Origin of the sequence: Microbacterium sp. AG238, from assembly GCF_003610405.1 — a bacterium.
Lineage (GTDB): Bacteria > Actinomycetota > Actinomycetes > Actinomycetales > Microbacteriaceae > Microbacterium.
Window position 1 is genome coordinate 1 of sequence record NZ_RAQC01000002.1, and the last position, 17,805, is coordinate 17,805.

The following is a 17,805-nucleotide window of genomic DNA, read 5'->3' on the forward strand; positions in this document are numbered from 1 at the left end:
GTTACATTCCGAACCCGGAAGCTAAGCCTCACAGCGCCGATGGTACTGCAGGGGGGACCCTGTGGGAGAGTAGGACACCGCCGGACTTCTTTCGTGAAAAGGCCACCCAATGTTGGGTGGCCTTTTCTCGTTTCCGGGACGAAAGGAACGTCGTGACTGAAGAAGACCGCCCGCGATCGGAGCGTAAGCCCCGCTACTCTGCTGCGGATTCCGGTGCGCGGCGTCCATCTCGCGACGGCGACTCCCGTCCGCCGCGTGCCAATGACGATCGCCCGCGTCGGGATGGCGCCGGAGACGGTCGTCCTCGTCGCGACGGTGATTCCCGTCCGCAGCGCGATGGTGATTCCCGTCCGCGTCGCGATGGTGATCGTCCGTCGTACCAGCGTCATGATGCTGATTCCCGTCCGCAGCGCGATGGTGATTCCCGTCCGCGTCGCGATGGTGATCGTCCGTCGTACCCGCGTCGTGATGGTGACCGCCCGTCGTACCAGCGTCGTGATGGTGATTCCCGTCCGCGTCGTGATGGTGATCGGCCGTCGTACCAGCGTCGTGATGGTGACCGTCCTTCTTACCCTCGTCGCGATGGTGACCGTCCGTCGTACCCGCGCCGCGACGGCGACGCGCGCCCGCGTCGGGATGACCGCGACGGGGCACGTGCGTCGCGTCCGCCGCAGGGTTCCGAGCGTCGCGACATCCCGCGCGGCCCGGAGATCCCCGAAACCGTCACGGCTCGTGACCTGCCGGGCGCCGCGCGCAACGAACTGAAGACCCTGAGCAAGGAGAACGCGGAGCAGGTCGCCCGTCACCTCGCCATGGTCGCGCAGCTGATCGACGACGACCCCGAGCTCGCGCACGAGCACGCTCTCGCGGCATCGCGCCGGGCCGGTCGCGTCGGAGTCGTGCGTGAGACGGTGGCGATCACCGCCTATGCGACGGGCGACTACGCCCTCGCGCTGCGTGAACTGCGCACCTACCGCCGCATCTCCGGAAGCGACGACCAGATCGCCATGATGGTCGACAGCGAGCGCGGAGTCGGCCGTCCCGACCGGGCGCTCGAGGTCGGCCGCGCCGTCGACCGGTCCACCCTTCCCATCGAGGTCCGCGTCGAGCTCGCGATCGCGATGTCGGGTGCCCGCCTCGACCTCGGCGAGACCGAGCGCGCGCTGCAGGAACTCGACATCCCCGAGCTCGACCCTGACCGCGCCTTCTCGTGGAGCCCCGCTCTGTTCGCGGCCCGGGCGGCTGTGCTCGAGGACCTGGGGCGTTCCGACGAAGCCGCACTCTGGCAGCGTCGGGCCGTCGTCGCCGAGGAGGCACTCGGCGCGACCGACGCCGACCGCGAGCTGATCGTGGTCGACGACATCGATGAGACCGCGGCGCTCGAAAGCGAGGCGCCGGCGGAAGCCAAGACGGAGGAGCGCGACTGATGGGGCTGTTCTCCCGCTCATCGACGACGGCGACGCCGCTCGACGGCGTGGATGCGGTCCTCGCCGACCTCGACGGCGTCGTCTATGCCGGGCCGGGTGCGCTCCCGCATGCCATCGAGAGCTTGAACCGCGCGGGTGCGTCGCGCCGGCTCGGATACATCACCAACAACGCATCCCGACGGGACTCGGTCGTCGCCGAACACCTGCGCGAGCTCGGGCTGACGTCCACCCGACCCGAAGACGTGATCACGAGCCCTCAGGCTGCCATGCGCCTGCTGCGTGAACGCGTTGCCGTCGGCGCGACGATTCTCGTCGTCGGCGGTGACGGGCTCGTCCACGAGCTCGAGAAAGCTGGCTATGTGCCCACCCGTTCGGCCGACGACAACCCCGCGGCCGTCGTTCAGGGGTTCGCACCCGACGTCGGCTGGGCGCAGCTCGCCGAGGCCGCCTACGCGTTGGCCACCCCGGAGGATGAAGGCGGGATCCCCTGGATCGCCACCAACACCGACTGGACCATTCCGCAGGCGCGGGGGATCGCGCCGGGAAACGGCACCCTCGTCTCGGCCGTGCACACGGCGGTCGGCCGACTCGCGACCGTCGCCGGCAAGCCCGAGCGTCCGATCTTCGACGAGGCCGTCGCCCGCTTCGGGGCCGCGCAGCCCCTGTTCATCGGCGACCGCCTCGACACGGACATCGCCGGTGCGCAGGCAGCCGGAATCCGCTCGGTGCTCGTGCTGACGGGTATCGATCGGCCCAAGCACGTGCTCGCGGCCCCCGCCAACGCCCGGCCGACCTACATCGTCGGCGACCTGCGTGAGCTGCACGAGCCCTACCCCGAGGTCAGGACGAAGGGCGACGTGACCACGGTCGGCGCCGCATCCGTGCGCATCGACGGCGCCGACATCGTCATCGAGTCTGAAGGCGACCGCCCGATCGACCTCGTGCGTGCGGGTGCCGCCGCGATCTGGGCGACCGGCCGTGCGATCTACGGATTCCGGGTGCCGGAGCGTCTCTACGCGGATCCGTTCCACCGTCCCTGACCCCGCGTATCGTGGGAACCATGTCGATGGATGGTGCCGACCCGGGTGAGCGCGACGCCGCCACCGCGGACAGCGCGACGCAGGGCCTCGCTGAGCAATGGCGTGACGACCTGCTGTCGTCGCTCGACGTCATCGAGGATCAGCCGTTGAGCGAGCGGGCCGCGTCGTATGCGGCCCTGCATGACGAGCTGGCGCGTCGCCTCGACTCCGGTCCCACCGGCGCCGCGTGAGCACGCGTCTCGATTCGGCGCTGGCGGCACGCGGACTCGCACGCTCGCGCAGCCACGCCGCGACCCTGATCGCCGAGGGGCTCGTGTCGGTGGACGGACTCACCGTCGTGAAGGCGTCCCACCCCGTGGCGGATGACGCCACCATCGCCGTCGCCGGGGCCGACCACTACGTCAGCCGCGCGGCGCACAAGCTGATCGCCGGGCTCGACGCGTTCGGCATCCACGTCGCGGATCGGAGCGCCCTCGACATGGGCGCCTCGACCGGGGGCTTCACGCAGGTGCTGCGCGAGCGCGGCGCCCGCCCCGTCGTCGCCGTCGACGTCGGACACGGGCAGCTCGCGCCGAGCATCGCCGCAGACCCCGACGTGCTCGTCGTCGAGGGCTTCAACGTGCGCGACCTCTCGCCCGAGGCGCTGGCCGGTATGGCGGGCGCCCCGTTCCAGCCGGAGATCATCACCGGCGACCTCTCGTTCATCTCGCTGGAGCATGTCCTTCCCGCCGTCGTCTCGGTGTGCGATCCGGCGACCGATGTCGTCCTGCTCGTCAAGCCGCAGTTCGAGGTCGGTCGGACCGCCGTCAAAGGCGGGCTGGTGACCGATCCGGCCCTCCGAGCGGATGCTGTGATGGGCGTGCTGTGGTCGGCGTGGGACGCGGGGCTCGCCACGCACGGTGTCATCGCATCGCCGCTCGTGGGAACGCACGGCAATCAGGAATACGTCGTGCACCTGTGCATCCGCGCTGGTGACGCGGGCAATCCGACACAATGGATACACACGGTGGACGAACTGGCGGGAGCCCGATGACCGACGCGATGCGCAACATCCTCGTCGTCGCTCACGCGCGCCGTCCCGACACCGTCGCCGCGGCGCAACGCGTCCTCAACGCGCTGTCCGGTGCCGGGGCGCGGCCCGTGCTCGCCGCAGACGACCGCGCCGAACTCGTCGAGGCGCTCGGTGAGCTGCCCGGCGTCGCCACACTGGATCAGGAGGTCACGGTCGCCGATCTCGAGCTCGCGATCGTCCTGGGCGGCGACGGCACGATCCTGCGCGCCGTCGACCTCGTCCGAGGCGGGACCGCGCCCGTCCTCGGCATCAACATGGGCCACGTCGGCTTCCTCGCCGAGATCGAGGCCGACGACATGGACGACGCCGTCCGGCGGGTCATCGACCGCGACTACGACGTCGAAGAGCGCATGGCGCTCTCGGTCCGGGTGAAAGACGGTTCCGGCGCTGTCGTGTACGAGACCTGGGCGCTGAACGAGGCGACGGTCGAGAAGGCCAGCCGCGAACGGATGCTCGAGGTCGTCCTCGAGGTCGACCGGCGTCCGCTCTCGGCCTTCGGCTGCGACGGCGTCGTCATCGCGACACCGACCGGATCGACCGCGTACAACTTCTCCGCCGGCGGCCCCGTGATCTGGCCGGACGTCGAAGCGGTGGCCGTCGTGCCGCTCTCGGCCCATGCGCTCTTCGCCCGTCCGCTGGTGATCAGCCCCGAGGCATCCGTGGCGATCGAGGTCGGCGCGGGCACGAACGGCACCGGCATCCTGTGGGCGGATGGCCGCCGCTCGCAGGAACTCCCGCCGGGCGCCCGGGTCGTGGTGCGCCGTTCGAAGACCCCTGTGCGCCTGGCCCGACTGCATCCGGCCGCCTTCACCGACCGGCTCGTCCGCAAGTTCCGGTTGCCGGTGGTGGGCTGGCGCGGTCCGAGTCTCGAGCAGCAGGAGAGTGCGACGTGATCGAGGAGATGCGTCTGCGCGGCCTCGGCGTGATCGCCGAGGCGACCTTGCCGATAGGCCCCGGGTTCACCGCGATCACGGGTGAGACGGGTGCGGGCAAGACCATGGTCGTCACCGGGCTCGGACTGCTGCTCGGGCAACGCGCCGACTCGGGAGCCGTGCGCGCCGGTGCGCCGCAGGCATCCGTCGACGGCGTCTGGATCGTCGACGAGAGCGGGCCCGTCGCCGAGCGGGTGCGCGAGGCCGGAGGAGACGTCGAACCGATCGGCGGGGGCCGCTCCGAGCTGTATCTGGGCCGTGTGCTGTCGAGCGAGGGGCGCTCGCGCGCGAGCGTCGGAGGCCGTCCGGCACCCGCGGCGGTGCTCGCCGAGCTCGCCGAGCAGCTCATCGTCGTGCACGGACAGTCCGACCAGCTGCGCCTCAAGTCCGCCGCCGCGCAGCGCGACGCGCTCGACCGCTTCGGCGGGCCGGAGATCACCGCGGTGCGCGATCGCTACCGCGCGGCGTTCGAGGCCTGGCGTGCCGTCGATGCCGAACTGACTCAGCTCGACGCCGATCGCGATGCGCGCCGACGAGAGGCGGACGATCTACGCGCCCGCATCGCCGACATCGAGGCCGTCGCGCCGCAGCCGGGCGAGGATGCGGCGCTCGCCGAACGCGCGGAGAAGCTGGCGAACGTCGAAGAGCTGCGTGCCGCCGCAGCCACGGCACACGATGCGCTCTCGAACGACGATGAGCTCCCCGACGCGGTGTCGCTCCTCGCCGAGGCCCGGCGCGCCATCGAGCGCTCCGCGGCGAGCGATGCGGCGCTCGCCGCGTTCGTCGAGCCCCTGGCCGACCTCGGTTACCGCGCCGCCGATCTCGTGACGGGACTGAGCGCGTACCTCGCCGATCTCGACGAGAGCGGGCCGCAGGAGCTCGCGGCCGTCGAGGAGCGGCGCGCGGCGCTGAACGGCCTGCTGCGCGCGCACGGCACTCTCGACGAGGCGCTCGCGCTGCTCGAGAGCGGGTCCGCGCGACTCATGGAGCTCGACGACGACGGCGACCGCATCGAGAGACTGCGGGCTGAACGCGACGAGCTCGGCGAAGCGCTGGATGCCGCAGCCGCGGAGCTCACCGCAGCCCGTACCGCCGCCGCGGAGCGCCTCGGCGAGGCGGTGACGGCGGAACTCCGCGAGCTCGCCCTGCCCGACGCGCGACTGCTCGTCACCGTCGAGCCCGGCACTGCGTCGGTGTCGGGTCGTGACGACGTGACGATCCTGCTGGCGCCGCACCCCGGCGCCGACCCCCGGCCGGTCGCGAAGGGAGCCTCGGGCGGTGAGCTCAGCCGTGTCATGCTCGCGATCGAGGTCGTGATCGCGGGAACCGACCCCGTGCCGACCTTCGTGTTCGACGAAGTGGATGCCGGCATCGGCGGTGCCGCCGCGATCGAGGTGGGTCGACGGCTCGCACGGCTCGCCGAGACCAGCCAGGTGATCGTCGTGACGCACCTCGCGCAGGTCGCGGCCTTCGCGACCAACCACCTGACCGTCGTGAAGTCGAACGACGGCTCGGTGACGGCCTCGAGTGTGCGGCGTCTGGACGGCGGCGACCGCGAGGCCGAGATGGCTCGTCTGCTGTCCGGGCTGCCGGATTCGGGGGCCGCGATCGAGCACGCCCGAGAACTGCTGAACCTGTCGCGTTCCTGACTGATAGAATAGAAGCCCGTGACGGACACTCATCGCGCGGCCTCTTCCCAGAACACCACCAAGCAGATCTTCGTGACCGGTGGTGTGGTCTCTTCTCTCGGTAAGGGACTGACCGCCGCGAGTCTCGGCAACCTCCTCACCGCACGCGGTCTCCGCGTCGTGATGCAGAAGCTCGACCCGTATCTGAACGTCGACCCGGGCACGATGAACCCCTTCCAGCACGGTGAGGTCTTCGTCACCGACGACGGCGCCGAGACCGACCTCGACATCGGGCACTACGAGCGCTTCCTCGACATCGAGCTCACGCAGGCGGCCAACGTCACGACCGGGCAGATCTACTCGCAGGTCATCGCCAAGGAGCGCCGCGGCGAGTACCTCGGCGACACCGTCCAGGTCATCCCGCACATCACCGACGAGATCAAGCGCCGGATGCGGCTGCAGGCGACCGAGGAACCCCGCCCGGACGTCATCATCACCGAGGTCGGCGGCACCGTCGGCGACATCGAGTCGCAGCCCTTCCTCGAAGCCGCCCGCCAGCTGCGTCACGAGCTCGGCCGCGACAACGTGTTCTTCGTGCACGTCTCGCTCGTGCCGTTCATGGGCGCCTCGGGCGAGCAGAAGACGAAGCCGACGCAGCACTCGGTCGCAGCCCTCCGCCAGGTCGGCATCCAGCCCGACGCCCTCGTGCTGCGCAGCGACCGCCCCGTCAGCGAGAGCAACCGCAACAAGATCGCGCTCATGTGCGACGTTGACGTCGAGGGCGTCGTGAACACCGTCGACCTGCCGAGCATCTACGACATCCCCTCGACCCTCAACGACCAGGGCCTCGACGCCTACATCACGCGCCGACTCGGGCTCGCCGAGAAGGCCGACGACGTCGACTGGACGCGGTGGAGCAAGGTCCTCGACGCCGTCCACAACCCCAAGCACGAGGTCACGATCGGCCTCGTCGGAAAGTACATCGACCTGCCCGACGCATATCTGTCGGTCACCGAAGCCCTCAAGGCCGGCGGCTTCGCGCAGGAGACCAAGGTCAACGTCACCTGGATCCCTTCCGACCTGTGCGAGACGCCGGAGGGGGCCGAGAAGGCTCTCGCGAGCATCGACGGCATCGTCGTGCCCGGCGGCTTCGGCATCCGCGGCATCGAGGGCAAGCTCGGCGCACTGAAGTTCGCGCGCGAACAGGGCATCCCCACGCTGGGCATCTGCCTGGGCCTGCAGTGCATGGTCATCGAGTACGCGCGCAACATGGCGGGCCTGTCGGGTGCGTCCTCGAGCGAGTTCGACCCGGAGACCGAGTTCCCGGTCATCGCGACGATGGCCGAGCAGGTCGACATCATCGCCGGCGGCGACCTCGGCGGCACGATGCGCCTGGGCCTGTACGAGGCCGACCTCGCCGAGGGCTCGCTCGCGGCCGAGGTGTACGGAGCCACGAAGGCCTCCGAGCGCCACCGCCACCGCTACGAGGTGAACAACCGGTACCGCGACCAGATCGCCGAGGCCGGACTGGTCTTCTCGGGCCTGTCACCCGACCGCAACCTCGTCGAGTACGTCGAGCTGCCGCGTGACGTGCACCCGTACTACATCGCGACGCAGGCCCACCCCGAGCTGCGGTCGCGCCCGACCGAGGCGAACCCGCTCTTCCGCGGGCTGGTCGCCGCCGCCCTCGACCGGCACCGCGCGAGCGAGCTGTTCGAGGTCGAGGATGCCTGAGCTGCGCGACGAACCCGTCGAGCCCGAGGTCGTCTCGAGCGAGCTCGTCTACTCCGGACACGTCTGGGACGTGCGGAGTGAGACGGTGCGTTTCGGCGACGGCGAGATCACCCGCCAGTTCGTCGACCACCCCGGGGCTGCGGCCGTCGTCGCGATCGACGACGAGGAGCGCGTGGTGCTGATCCAGCAGTACCGGCATCCGATCCGTCACCGCGACTGGGAGATCCCCGCCGGGCTGCTCGACGTCGCCGGCGAACCGCCGATCGAGACCGCCCGGCGCGAACTCGCCGAAGAGGTCGACCTGGTGGCCGAGTCGCTCGAGCCGCTCGTCAGCATCTTCACGACGCCCGGGGGCAACGACGAGATCATCCACGTCTTCCTCGCCCGCGGACTCCGTCCGGCACCGAGCGCTTACGAGCGCGAGGACGAGGAGGCCGACATGCGCGTCGAACGCGTGCCGTTGACGGAGGTCGTCGACGGCGTGCTCGCGGGACGGTTCCGCAACGGCATCCTGGCGACGGGCGTGCTCGCGGCGGCCGAACGGCTGCGTCGGGGCTGACGGACGTGCGGCTCGACCGCGCCGTCGCGGCGTACCTGCGACACATCTCGGTCGAACGCGGACTGTCGGCGCACACCGTCGCGGCCTATCGCCGCGACCTCGACGCGTACACCGTGTGGCTCGACGGGCAGGGCATCGACGAGACGTCGGAGATCACGGCGGAGGTCGTGACGCGGTTCGCGGAAGAAGCGGCGTCCGCCGACCCGCCGCCGGCGGCGACGTCGCTGGCGCGGCTGCAGTCGTCGCTGCGGGGACTGCACCGCTTCCTGGCCCGCGAAGGCATCGTCGACGCGGACCCGACGCAGCGGCTGCGCCCGCCCAAGACGCCGCGGCGCCTCCCGAAGGCGCTGACGATCGATCAGGTCGAACGGCTGCTCGACGCCGCAGGCCCCACGCCGGGCGATGTCGCGGCGACCGACCTCGCCGCGTTGAGGGATCGAGCGCTGCTCGAGCTGCTGTACGCGACCGGCGCTCGGGTGTCGGAGATCGTGCAGCTGGATGTCGACGACCTCGCCCTCGGCGACGTGCTGCGCGTTCGAGGCAAGGGTGCGAAGGAGCGGATCGTGCCGGTCGGCTCGTACGCTCGTGCCGCGGTCGAGGCCTACCTCGCGCGGGCGCGGCCGGAGCTCTCCCGGCGCGGACGGGCGACGCCCCGGCTGTTCCTCGGGGTGCGCGGTGCTCCGCTGTCGCGGCAGAGCGCGTGGCTGATCATCCAGCAGGCGGCCGAGCGCGCTGAGCTGGCGGCCCATGTGTCACCGCACACCCTCCGGCATTCGTTCGCGACGCACCTGCTGCAAGGCGGAGCCGACGTGCGTGTCGTACAGGAACTGCTCGGGCACGCCTCGGTGGCGACGACCCAGATCTACACGCACGTCACGGTCGACGCGCTGCGAGAGATCTACGCGACCTCTCATCCCCGCGCGCGCTGAGACGCGCGCGGGCGAACGGCCCCGCAGCCCCGGCACGGCAGGATGGGAACATGAGCAGCGGCGCATCCCGGGACGACGCCGGAGCCACGCCGTTCGGCGCCGAGGCGCTCACGGCGCCGCTCCCCGAGCCCGGGGAAGCGGGGCTCCGTGGCGAAGCGGGGCGGGGCGCCTCACGGATGGTCGCCGCGCGGGCGATGTTCGTCTCGGCGGTGCTGGTGCTCGGGGCGGGCGTGCTCGCGTTGCTCTTCGTCCTCTCCGTCCAATCGATCGCGGGCGGCTCGGGCCTGTCGTGGGCGACCATCGTGATCGCGGCGGTGATGGTGCTGCCACTCGCGGTGAGTCGCTTCGACGGGATGCGTCGCGCCCGGCAGGAGGCGGACGCCGCGTTGTACCGTCTGGAACGGTTCGCGACAGCGAACCGGCTCGACCTGCGCCACCGCGAGGACGACCCGCCGGAGAGCGCGACCGTCTTCGGCCTCGGCAAGCGCCGGATGGCGACCGCGGTCGTGACGGGGAGCGAGCCGCGCCCGTTCCGCTCGGCGGACTACGCGTTCGACACGTGGATCGGCCGCTACCGGATGCCGCGCTCACTGACGTACCTCCGCGTCGGCATCGCGACCGAGCTGCCGCGGGCGAGCCTGGTGGCGGTGCACGCGCCGGGCGCGCCGTCCTGGCGGCCGCCCGAAGGCCAGGAGCGGATCGAGATCGGTGGCGGGTTCGACGAGCACTTCGGCGTCTGGTGTGCGCCCGCGGATGGCGACGGTGTCCGACGGATGCTCACGCCGTCCGTGCGCGCCGGCCTGGCGGCGGTGGCGCCCGATGTGGACGTCGAGACCGCCGGACGCCACGTGTACTTCCTCTCGCGCGGCGCGCTGCCGCGGTGGACCGCCCCGTTCTGGCGCTGGACCGAGGACCTGCTCGCGGTTGCCGCGCGTATCGAGGAAGCCGCGGACCCTCATCCGGAGCCGTCGCCGGGCGGGGCGCTGCGCAGCACCGACGCGGAACGGGCCGAGACGCGAGCACACCTGTTCACCCGGCCCGCGGTCGGTCGCCCCGCGGCCATCGGCTGCCTGCTGCCCCTCGTCTTCGGGGTCGTCGCCGGTCTGCTCACGGCGACCTGGCGCTGAGGCTGAGACCGGTCTTCGCGGCATCCAATCGCGTCGGTTTTTCCTGGCACGGGGCAGCCCCGACCACGGGGCGAACACCGCAGGCTGACCTCATGCCCACCACAGCATCCGTCGACGCCGCAGCATCCGACGACGCCGCAGCATCGGCACGCGACATCCGGCCCGGTCCCGCGCTCGCCGTCGTCTGGATCGTCGTCGGCATCGCGGGGTGGGTCGTGTCGTTCCTGCTCTACCACGAGTACATCGGGCAGCTGACGGGCGGCGAGGCCATGATCTCGTGCGACATCAGCCCCGTCGTCACCTGCGGGCCCAACCTGTTGAGCCCCGGCGGGAACCTGCTCGGATTCAGCAACTCCATCATCGGGATCGTGCTCTTCCCGGGGGCGGTCTTCGCGGGGGTCTCGGCCCTTGCCGCGCCGGCCGGGCTTCGTCCCTGGTACTGGCGGGTGTACGCCGGCTTCGTCGCGGCGGCGTTCGTGCTCGTCCACGTCTTCGCCTACCGCAGCGTGTTCGAGTACGGCTCGCTGTGCCCGTGGTGCATGGTCGTGTGGCTCGTGACGATCCCGCTCTTCTGGGCGACCATCGGCTGGACGCTGCGCGAGGGAGTCTGGGGGAGCGCGCCGCAGCGCGTCGGGGCGCTGCTGCTGTCGTGGACCCCGCTCGTCGTCGTGACCGACTACCTCGTCATCGCGGTGGCCGCGCAGGTGCGGCTCGACGTCCTCGGCAGCCTCTGAGTCCTCGGCCCGGGGCGATACATTCGTCGGAACCTCGGTGCTGGTGTCGCTTCCGGCGCCCGTCGAGGGAACTTCCGCCCCGCGCGTCCGACGAACGTATCGGCTCGCGCCGGGTGCCTGTGCGAGAATCGATCGCACGCTACGGAAAGCAGGAGTCTCGGTGACGGACAAGTCGCGGAAGGCCGGGAAGGCCCCCACGGAGGACACCCCGATCGGACCCACCGGTCGGCCATACCGAGGTTTCCCGACCCCGCCGAAGCTCGACGGTCACGGCCCCGCGCGCATCATCGCCCTGTGCAACCAGAAGGGCGGCGTCGGCAAGACCACGACGACGATCAACCTCGCCGCATCCCTCGCCGAGTACGGACGCAAGGTTCTCGCCGTCGACTTCGACCCGCAGGGCGCGCTGTCGGCGGGCCTGGGCATCGCCACGCACGACGTCCCGACGATCTACGACCTGCTGCTCGACACCAAGCGCGACGCCCACGAGGTCATCGTGCCGACCTCGGTACCGGGTCTCGACGTCATCCCCGCGAACATCGATCTCTCGGCGGCCGAGGTGCACCTCGTCAACGAGGTCGCCCGCGAGACGATCCTGGCGCGCGTGCTGCGCGGCGTCTCGGCCGAGTACGACGTCATCCTCATCGACTGCCAGCCCTCGCTCGGGCTGCTCACGGTCAATGCGCTGACGGCGAGCCACGGCGTCCTCATCCCGCTCGAGTGCGAGTTCTTCGCGTTGCGCGGTGTCGCACTGCTGATCGAGACGATCGAGAAGGTGCGCGACCGGCTCAACCCGTCCATCGAGCTCGACGGCGTCCTCGCGACGATGTACGACCCGCGCACGCTGCATTCGCGCGAGGTGCTCGAGCGCGTCGTGGAGGCCTTCGGCGACGACGTGCTCGAGACCGTCATCGGGCGCACCGTGAAGTTCCCCGACGCGTCGGTCGCGGGAGTGCCGATCATCACGTTCGCGCCGGAGCATCAGGCCGCGCAGGCCTACCTGCGTCTCGCGCGGGAGCTCGTCGCCCGTGGCGCCGTCGCCTGACGGGCTCGCCGATGCCGCCGAGCCGGCCGAGCCCGACGCGGGCGATCCGAGCGGTCCCGGCTTCCGGGTCTCGCTGACGAACTTCGACGGGCCGTTCGACCTGCTCCTCAACCTCATCGGCAAGCACGAGCTCGACATCACCGAAGTCTCGCTGAGCAAGGTCACCGACGAGTTCATCGGCTACCTGCGCGGGCTGGAGCCCGAGGAGCTCGACGCCGCCTCGGAGTTCCTGGTGGTCGCCGCGACGCTGCTCGACATGAAGGTCGCCGGCCTCCTGCCGCAGGGCGAGCTCATCGACGCCGAGTCGGTCGCGCTGCTCGAGGCGCGCGACCTGCTGTTCGCCCGGCTGCTGCAGTACCGCGCGTTCAAACAGGTCGCCGGCTGGTTCGCCGAGCGCATCGTCGCCGAGGACCGGCGTCACACCCGCTCGGCGCGCCTCGACGAGAAGTATCGCGCAGCCGCCCCGGAGCTCGTGTGGACGCTGAGCCCCGACGACTTCGCGGCGCTCGCTACGCTCGCCTTCGCGCCGAAGGAGATCCCCGTCGTGGGTCTGGACCACCTGCACGCACCGCTCGTGTCGATCCGTGAACAGGCGGCGGTCGTCGTGACGTTGCTCCGCGGCGCGGGTACCCTGAACTTCCGCGAGCTCATCGCGGGCGTCACGCAGCCCGGCGTCGTCGTGGCCCGCTTCATCGCCGTGCTCGAGCTCTACCGCCACGCGGCGCTGTCGTTCGAGCAGCTCGAGCCGCTCGGCGAGCTGACGCTGCGGTGGACCGCCGACCGTTGGTCCGAGGAGAACCTCGCCACGCTGGGAGCCGATTATGACCGATGACCCGACACCGACCGTGGCCACGCCGATCACAGACGTCGCGCGTCGGCTGGAGGCGATCCTGCTGATCGTCGACGAGCCGCAGAGCCTCGTCGCGCTCGCCGCCGCCGTCGGCGCGCCCGTCGCTGCCGTCCGTCAGGCGGTCGCCGGTCTCGTCGCCGATTACGACGGCGAGGCGGGTGGCCCGCGTCGCGGCTTCGAGCTGCGCGAGGTGGGCGGCGGCTGGCGCATGTACGTGCGCGCCGAACACGACGCTCTCGTGAGCGAGTTCGTCAACACGCAGGCGCCCTCGCGCCTGTCGCAGGCGGCGCTCGAGACGCTCGCGGTCATCGCGTACAAGCAGCCCGTGTCACGCAGCCAGGTGGCTTCGATCCGTGCCGTCAACGTCGACTCGGTCGTGCGCACCCTGCTCTCGCGCGGGCTGGTGACGGAGGTCGGGCACGATCCCGAGACGGGGGCGATCCTGTACGGCACCACCGACGCGCTGCTGGTCAATCTCGGCATCAACTCGCTCGACGAGCTGCCGCCCATCTCGCCGTTGCTCGACGACGGCGCCGACGGTTTCGAAGGAGAGGCGACGCGATGACGGATGCCGAAGGAGTACGCCTGCAGAAGGTCCTCGCCAACGCGGGGGTGGCGTCGCGCCGCGTGTGCGAGCAGCTGATCGTCGAGGGTCGTGTTCGTGTCAACGGCACGACCGTGACCGAGCTCGGCAGCCGGATCGACCCGACCGTCGACATCGTCGACGTCGACGGCACCGCCGTGCAGCTCGACACGACGAAGCGCTACGTGATGCTGAACAAGCCGACCGGTGTCGTCAGCTCGATGAAGGACGAGAAGGGCCGTGCCGACCTGCGCCGGTTCACGAAGGACTGGGACGAGCGCCTCTACAACGTGGGCCGCCTGGATGCCGAGACGAGTGGTCTGCTCGTGCTCACCAACGACGGCGAGCTCGCCCATGTCCTCGCCCACCCCTCCTTCGGGGTGACGAAGGTCTATATCGCGAAGGTGCGCGGGCGCGTGACGCCGCAGACGATCGCGCGCTTGACGAAGGGCGTCGACCTCGACGACGGTCCCATCGCCGCGGACAAGGCGCGACTGCTCGACACCTCCGGCGAGACGAGTCTGGTGGAGCTCACGCTGCACTCGGGGCGCAACCGCATCGTCCGACGCATGATGGCCGAGGTCGGGCATCCGGTTCTCGAGCTGGTGCGGCGCCAGTTCGGGCCGCTCCACCTGGGAACCCTCCCGGCGGGACGCGCCCGAGAGTTGACTACAGTGGAACGCGGTGCGCTGCTGACGCTCTCGCGCAGCGCCGACGGTGCCCCCGAGCACCCGACTTCTCCGGAGAACCCGTGACCGATTCCTCGCTCGATCCCGTGCGCCCCGGCCGTGCTGCGCGCACGGCCGGTACCGTGCGTATCGTCGGCGCGGGCCTGCTCGGCTCGAGCATCGGTCACGCGCTTCGCCTGCTCGGCGTCGACGTCGCCCTCGACGACGCCTCGCCGGCTCAGCTGCGGCTCGCCGTCGACTACGGCGCCGGGCGCCTCGCGGCACCGGATGACCGCCCCGTGCTCGTCGTGGTCGCCGTGCCCCCGGATGTCACGGCGGATGTCGTCGAGCGCGAGCTGCGCTCCCACCCCGGCGTCGTCGTGACGGATGTCGCGAGCGTCAAGCTCGAGCCCTACCTCGAGCTGCGCAAGCGCGGCGTCGACCTCACGCATTACATCGGTTCGCACCCGCTCGCCGGCCGTGAGCGGGGCGGGGCGATCTCGGCTCGCGCCGACATCTTCGTCGGACGGCCCTGGGTCGTGTGCCGCGACGACGAGACGCGCGCTTCCGACCTCGCCGTCGTCGAGGGGCTCGCCCTGGATCTGGGTGCGATGCCGCTCGAGATGACCCCGCACGAGCACGACGAGGCCGTCGCGCTGACCTCGCACGTTCCGCAGCTGGTCGCGAGTCTGCTCGCCGGACGCTTCGTCGCGGCTCCCGAGGGATCGCTGCGCCTGACGGGCCAGGGCGTGCGCGACACGACGCGCATCGCCGCATCCGCCCCCGAACTGTGGGTGCAGATCCTCGGCGCCAACGCCGCGCCCGTCGTGGCCGTGCTCGACGACCTGGCCGGTGACCTGCGGGCGGTGGCCGACGCACTGCGCGACCCGGCGGCGCCCGGTGCTCGTCGTGCGCTCGCCGACACGATCCGCCGCGGCAATGAGGGCGTCGAGCGCCTGCCCGGCAAACACGGGCAGAACCGCCGGTTCGAGCAGATCGTCGTGCGCGTCGACGACACGGCGGGCCAGCTCGGTCGGCTGTTCGGCGATCTCGGCGAGCTCGGAGTGAACATCGAGGACCTCCGCCTCGAGCATTCCCCGGGCGCGCAGTTCGGGCTCGCGGAGCTGAGCGTCGTCCCCAGTGCCGTCCACGAAGCCGTCGCCGGGCTCGAGAAGCGCGGCTGGAAGATCGCGAGCGTCCCCCATGCCTGAGTCGCATCCCGCCCCTGAGTCGTTCCCCGTGACCGTCGCGATCGACGGGCCTGCCGGCAGCGGCAAGTCGAGCGTGTCGAAGCAGGTCGCCCGCGTGCTCGGCTACGGCTTCCTCGACACCGGCGCCGCCTATCGTGCGCTCGCCTGGCACGTGCTCGCGCACGGTGGCGACACGGCCGACGCGGATGCCGTCGTGCGCGCCCTCGACGACTTCGACTACGCGATCTCCCTCGATCCCGACGACCACTGGGTCCGCGTCGGCGATGTCTTCGTGACCGACGACATCCGTGAGCCGCGCGTCTCGGCGGCCGTCAGCGGCGTCGCGCGCGTGCCCGAGGTGCGCGAGCGCGTGAACGTGCTGTTCCGTGCGCTCGTCTCGGCATCCGGCGCGAGCGGCGTCATCGTCGAGGGGCGCGACATCACCACCGTGGTCTTCCCCGATGCGCCCGTGCGCATCCTGCTGACCGCCAGCCCCGAGGTGCGCGCCGCGCGCCGCAGCGCCGAGCTCACGGGAGAGGATGCCGCGGCTGTCGCCGAGGCGCTCCACCGCCGTGACGCGTCGGACTCGCAGGTCGTCGACTTCCTCACCGCCGCACCCGGCGTCGTGGTTGTCGACTCGACCGATTTGGACTTCGATCGGACCGTGGACGCCGTCATCGACGTCGTGCGCACCGCGACAGGAGAGAACTGATGGCTACCACCGACGACGAGTACGAGGGCGGTCCCGACCAGCTCGAGGAGAAGCTCGCGAACCTCGACGAGCATCTCGCCGACCAGCGGGCGGCGGCGCTGCGCGCATCGCTCGCCGACTACGAGCTCGATGACGACGACACCGAGCTGCTGGCCGGCTTCACGGCGGGCGGTGAGGTCGTGGAGGTGCTCCCCGCGCTGCCGGTCGTCGCGATCGTGGGCCGACCGAACGTCGGCAAGTCCGCGCTCGTGAACCGCATCCTGGGCCGCCGCGAAGCGGTCGTGGAAGACACCCCCGGCGTCACGCGCGACCGGGTCAGCTACAAGGCCGAGTGGCTCGACCGCCGCTTCACGCTCGTCGACACCGGCGGATGGGAGCCCGACGCGCGGGGCATCGACCGTTCGGTCGCCGCGCAGGCCGAGGTCGCCATCGACCTCGCGGACGTCGTGCTGTTCGTCGTCGACGCGATGGTGGGCGCCACCGCGACCGACGAGGCGGTCGTCCGACTGCTGCGCAAGTCCGACAAGCCCGTCTTCCTCATCGCGAACAAGATCGACGACGCTCGCCAAGAGCCCGAGGCCGCGGCGCTGTGGAACCTGGGCCTCGGCGAGCCGCACCCCGTCTCGGCCATCCACGGCCGCGGAGTCGCGGATCTTCTCGACGAACTCATGAAGGTGCTTCCCGAGGTCTCGGCCGTCGCCAAGAACGAGCTCGGCGGCCCGCGTCGCGTGGCGATCCTCGGCCGGCCGAACGTCGGCAAGTCGTCGCTGCTGAACAAGGCCGCGGGCGAGGAACGCGTCGTCGTGAACGACCTCGCAGGCACGACCCGCGACCCCGTCGACGAGGTCGTCGAGCTCGGCGGCAAGCTCTGGCGACTCGTCGACACCGCCGGCATCCGTCGGCGGGTGCACCTGCAGCAGGGTGCCGACTTCTACGCATCGCTGCGCACGTCGGCGGCGCTCGAGAAGGCCGAGGTCGCCGTCGTCGTGCTCGATGTGACCGAGTCGATCAGCGTGCAGGACCTCAACATCATCGACCTCGTGCTCGAGTCGGGGCGCGCGCTCGTGCTCGCGTTCAACAAGTGGGACCGTCTCAACGACACCGACATGGACAACGCCGATCGCCGCCGCTACCTGGAGCGCGAGATCGAGCAGGATCTCGCGCACGTCACCTGGGCGCCGCGCGTCAACCTGTCGGCGCGCACCGGCCGTCACCTCGACAAGCTGGTGCCTGCTCTGGAGACGGCCCTGAAGTCGTGGGATCAGCGCATCCCCACGGGCAAGTTCAACGCGTTCCTCGCCGAGCTCGTCGCCGAGCACCCGCACCCGCTGCGCGGCGGCAAGCAGCCCCGCATCCTGTTCGGCACGCAGGCGTCGACCCGTCCGCCGACATTCGTGCTGTTCACGACGGGGTTCCTCGACCCGGGCTACCGCCGCTTCATCCAGCGCCGGCTGCGCGAGCTCTTCGGCTTCGAGGGCACGCCGATCGTCACCAACATGCGGGTGCGCGAGAAGCGTCAGCGCTGACCGTCTGAGCGGCCTTCACCTGGCAGTCCGCGCCCCCACGCATCGGTTT

The 17,805-nt window shown here is 70.9% G+C and carries 19 protein-coding genes and 1 rRNA gene; all 20 read left to right on the plus strand.

Annotated elements, in window-relative coordinates:
• Positions 1 to 86: ribosomal RNA gene (gene rrf / locus DEU36_RS11615) — 5S ribosomal RNA — on the plus strand; the annotation flags it as partial.
• 169 nt (positions 87 to 255) lie between these two features.
• Positions 256 to 765, plus strand: a complete 510-nt coding sequence (locus tag DEU36_RS16215) for a hypothetical protein (RefSeq protein WP_220700928.1) — start codon at positions 256 to 258, stop codon at positions 763 to 765.
• A gap of 47 nt (positions 766 to 812) precedes the next feature.
• Positions 813 to 1,427 carry a hypothetical protein gene (locus DEU36_RS16220; protein WP_259455362.1) on the plus strand — a complete coding sequence of 205 codons (615 nt, stop codon included), beginning with the start codon at positions 813 to 815 and terminating at the stop codon, positions 1,425 to 1,427.
• Entirely contained in the window at positions 1,427 to 2,467 is a 1,041-nt protein-coding gene (locus DEU36_RS11625) for an HAD-IIA family hydrolase (protein WP_120264518.1), read from the plus strand. The genes DEU36_RS16220 and DEU36_RS11625 overlap by 1 nt, the downstream gene beginning before the upstream one ends.
• 20 nt (positions 2,468 to 2,487) lie before the next feature.
• Complete coding sequence (locus DEU36_RS11630) at positions 2,488 to 2,697, plus strand: hypothetical protein (protein ID WP_120264519.1); 210 nt, start codon at positions 2,488 to 2,490, stop codon at positions 2,695 to 2,697.
• Positions 2,694 to 3,500: a TlyA family RNA methyltransferase gene (locus DEU36_RS11635; RefSeq protein WP_120264520.1), complete on the plus strand. Its 807-nt coding sequence runs from the start codon at positions 2,694 to 2,696 to the stop codon at positions 3,498 to 3,500. The genes DEU36_RS11630 and DEU36_RS11635 overlap by 4 nt, the downstream gene beginning before the upstream one ends.
• Positions 3,497 to 4,432, plus strand: coding sequence for an NAD kinase (locus DEU36_RS11640; RefSeq protein ID WP_120264521.1), 936 nt, complete (start codon positions 3,497 to 3,499; stop codon positions 4,430 to 4,432). Before DEU36_RS11635 ends, DEU36_RS11640 begins: the two co-directional genes overlap by 4 nt.
• Entirely contained in the window at positions 4,429 to 6,120 is a 1,692-nt protein-coding gene (gene recN, locus DEU36_RS11645; protein ID WP_120264522.1) for a DNA repair protein RecN, read from the plus strand. Before DEU36_RS11640 ends, recN begins: the two co-directional genes overlap by 4 nt.
• A gap of 18 nt (positions 6,121 to 6,138) precedes the next feature.
• Complete coding sequence (locus DEU36_RS11650) at positions 6,139 to 7,833, plus strand: CTP synthase (protein ID WP_120264523.1); 1,695 nt, start codon at positions 6,139 to 6,141, stop codon at positions 7,831 to 7,833.
• Positions 7,826 to 8,392: an NUDIX hydrolase gene (locus tag DEU36_RS11655; RefSeq protein WP_120264524.1), complete on the plus strand. Its 567-nt coding sequence runs from the start codon at positions 7,826 to 7,828 to the stop codon at positions 8,390 to 8,392. The genes DEU36_RS11650 and DEU36_RS11655 overlap by 8 nt, the downstream gene beginning before the upstream one ends.
• Positions 8,393 to 8,397: 5 nt before the next feature.
• Positions 8,398 to 9,321 carry a site-specific tyrosine recombinase XerD gene (gene xerD / locus DEU36_RS11660; protein WP_120264525.1) on the plus strand — a complete coding sequence of 308 codons (924 nt, stop codon included), beginning with the start codon at positions 8,398 to 8,400 and terminating at the stop codon, positions 9,319 to 9,321.
• A gap of 50 nt (positions 9,322 to 9,371) precedes the next feature.
• Positions 9,372 to 10,448: a hypothetical protein gene (locus DEU36_RS11665; protein WP_120264526.1), complete on the plus strand. Its 1,077-nt coding sequence runs from the start codon at positions 9,372 to 9,374 to the stop codon at positions 10,446 to 10,448.
• Between the two features lie 92 nt (positions 10,449 to 10,540).
• A complete protein-coding gene (locus DEU36_RS11670; protein WP_120264527.1) occupies positions 10,541 to 11,182 on the plus strand; it encodes a vitamin K epoxide reductase family protein in 642 nt (213 codons plus the stop codon).
• 160 nt (positions 11,183 to 11,342) lie between these two features.
• Positions 11,343 to 12,227, plus strand: coding sequence for a ParA family protein (locus tag DEU36_RS11675; RefSeq protein ID WP_120264528.1), 885 nt, complete (start codon positions 11,343 to 11,345; stop codon positions 12,225 to 12,227).
• Entirely contained in the window at positions 12,211 to 13,059 is an 849-nt protein-coding gene (locus DEU36_RS11680) for a ScpA family protein (RefSeq protein WP_120264529.1), read from the plus strand. The genes DEU36_RS11675 and DEU36_RS11680 overlap by 17 nt, the downstream gene beginning before the upstream one ends.
• Positions 13,049 to 13,642: an SMC-Scp complex subunit ScpB gene (gene scpB, locus DEU36_RS11685; protein WP_120264530.1), complete on the plus strand. Its 594-nt coding sequence runs from the start codon at positions 13,049 to 13,051 to the stop codon at positions 13,640 to 13,642. Before DEU36_RS11680 ends, scpB begins: the two co-directional genes overlap by 11 nt.
• The gene (locus DEU36_RS11690; protein WP_120264531.1) at positions 13,639 to 14,415 is read left to right on the plus strand and encodes a pseudouridine synthase; all 777 of its coding nucleotides are present in this window, start codon (positions 13,639 to 13,641) and stop codon (positions 14,413 to 14,415) included. The genes scpB and DEU36_RS11690 overlap by 4 nt, the downstream gene beginning before the upstream one ends.
• On the plus strand, positions 14,412 to 15,539 hold the full coding sequence (locus DEU36_RS11695) for a prephenate dehydrogenase (protein WP_120264532.1): 1,128 nt from the start codon (positions 14,412 to 14,414) through the stop codon (positions 15,537 to 15,539). The genes DEU36_RS11690 and DEU36_RS11695 overlap by 4 nt, the downstream gene beginning before the upstream one ends.
• Positions 15,532 to 16,230, plus strand: a complete 699-nt coding sequence (gene cmk / locus DEU36_RS11700) for a (d)CMP kinase (RefSeq protein WP_120264533.1) — start codon at positions 15,532 to 15,534, stop codon at positions 16,228 to 16,230. Before DEU36_RS11695 ends, cmk begins: the two co-directional genes overlap by 8 nt.
• Positions 16,230 to 17,756 (plus strand): ribosome biogenesis GTPase Der, encoded by a 1,527-nt coding sequence (gene der / locus DEU36_RS11705; protein ID WP_120264534.1) that lies wholly within the window; start codon positions 16,230 to 16,232, stop codon positions 17,754 to 17,756. The genes cmk and der overlap by 1 nt, the downstream gene beginning before the upstream one ends.
• The last annotated feature ends 49 nt before the right edge of the window (positions 17,757 to 17,805 follow it).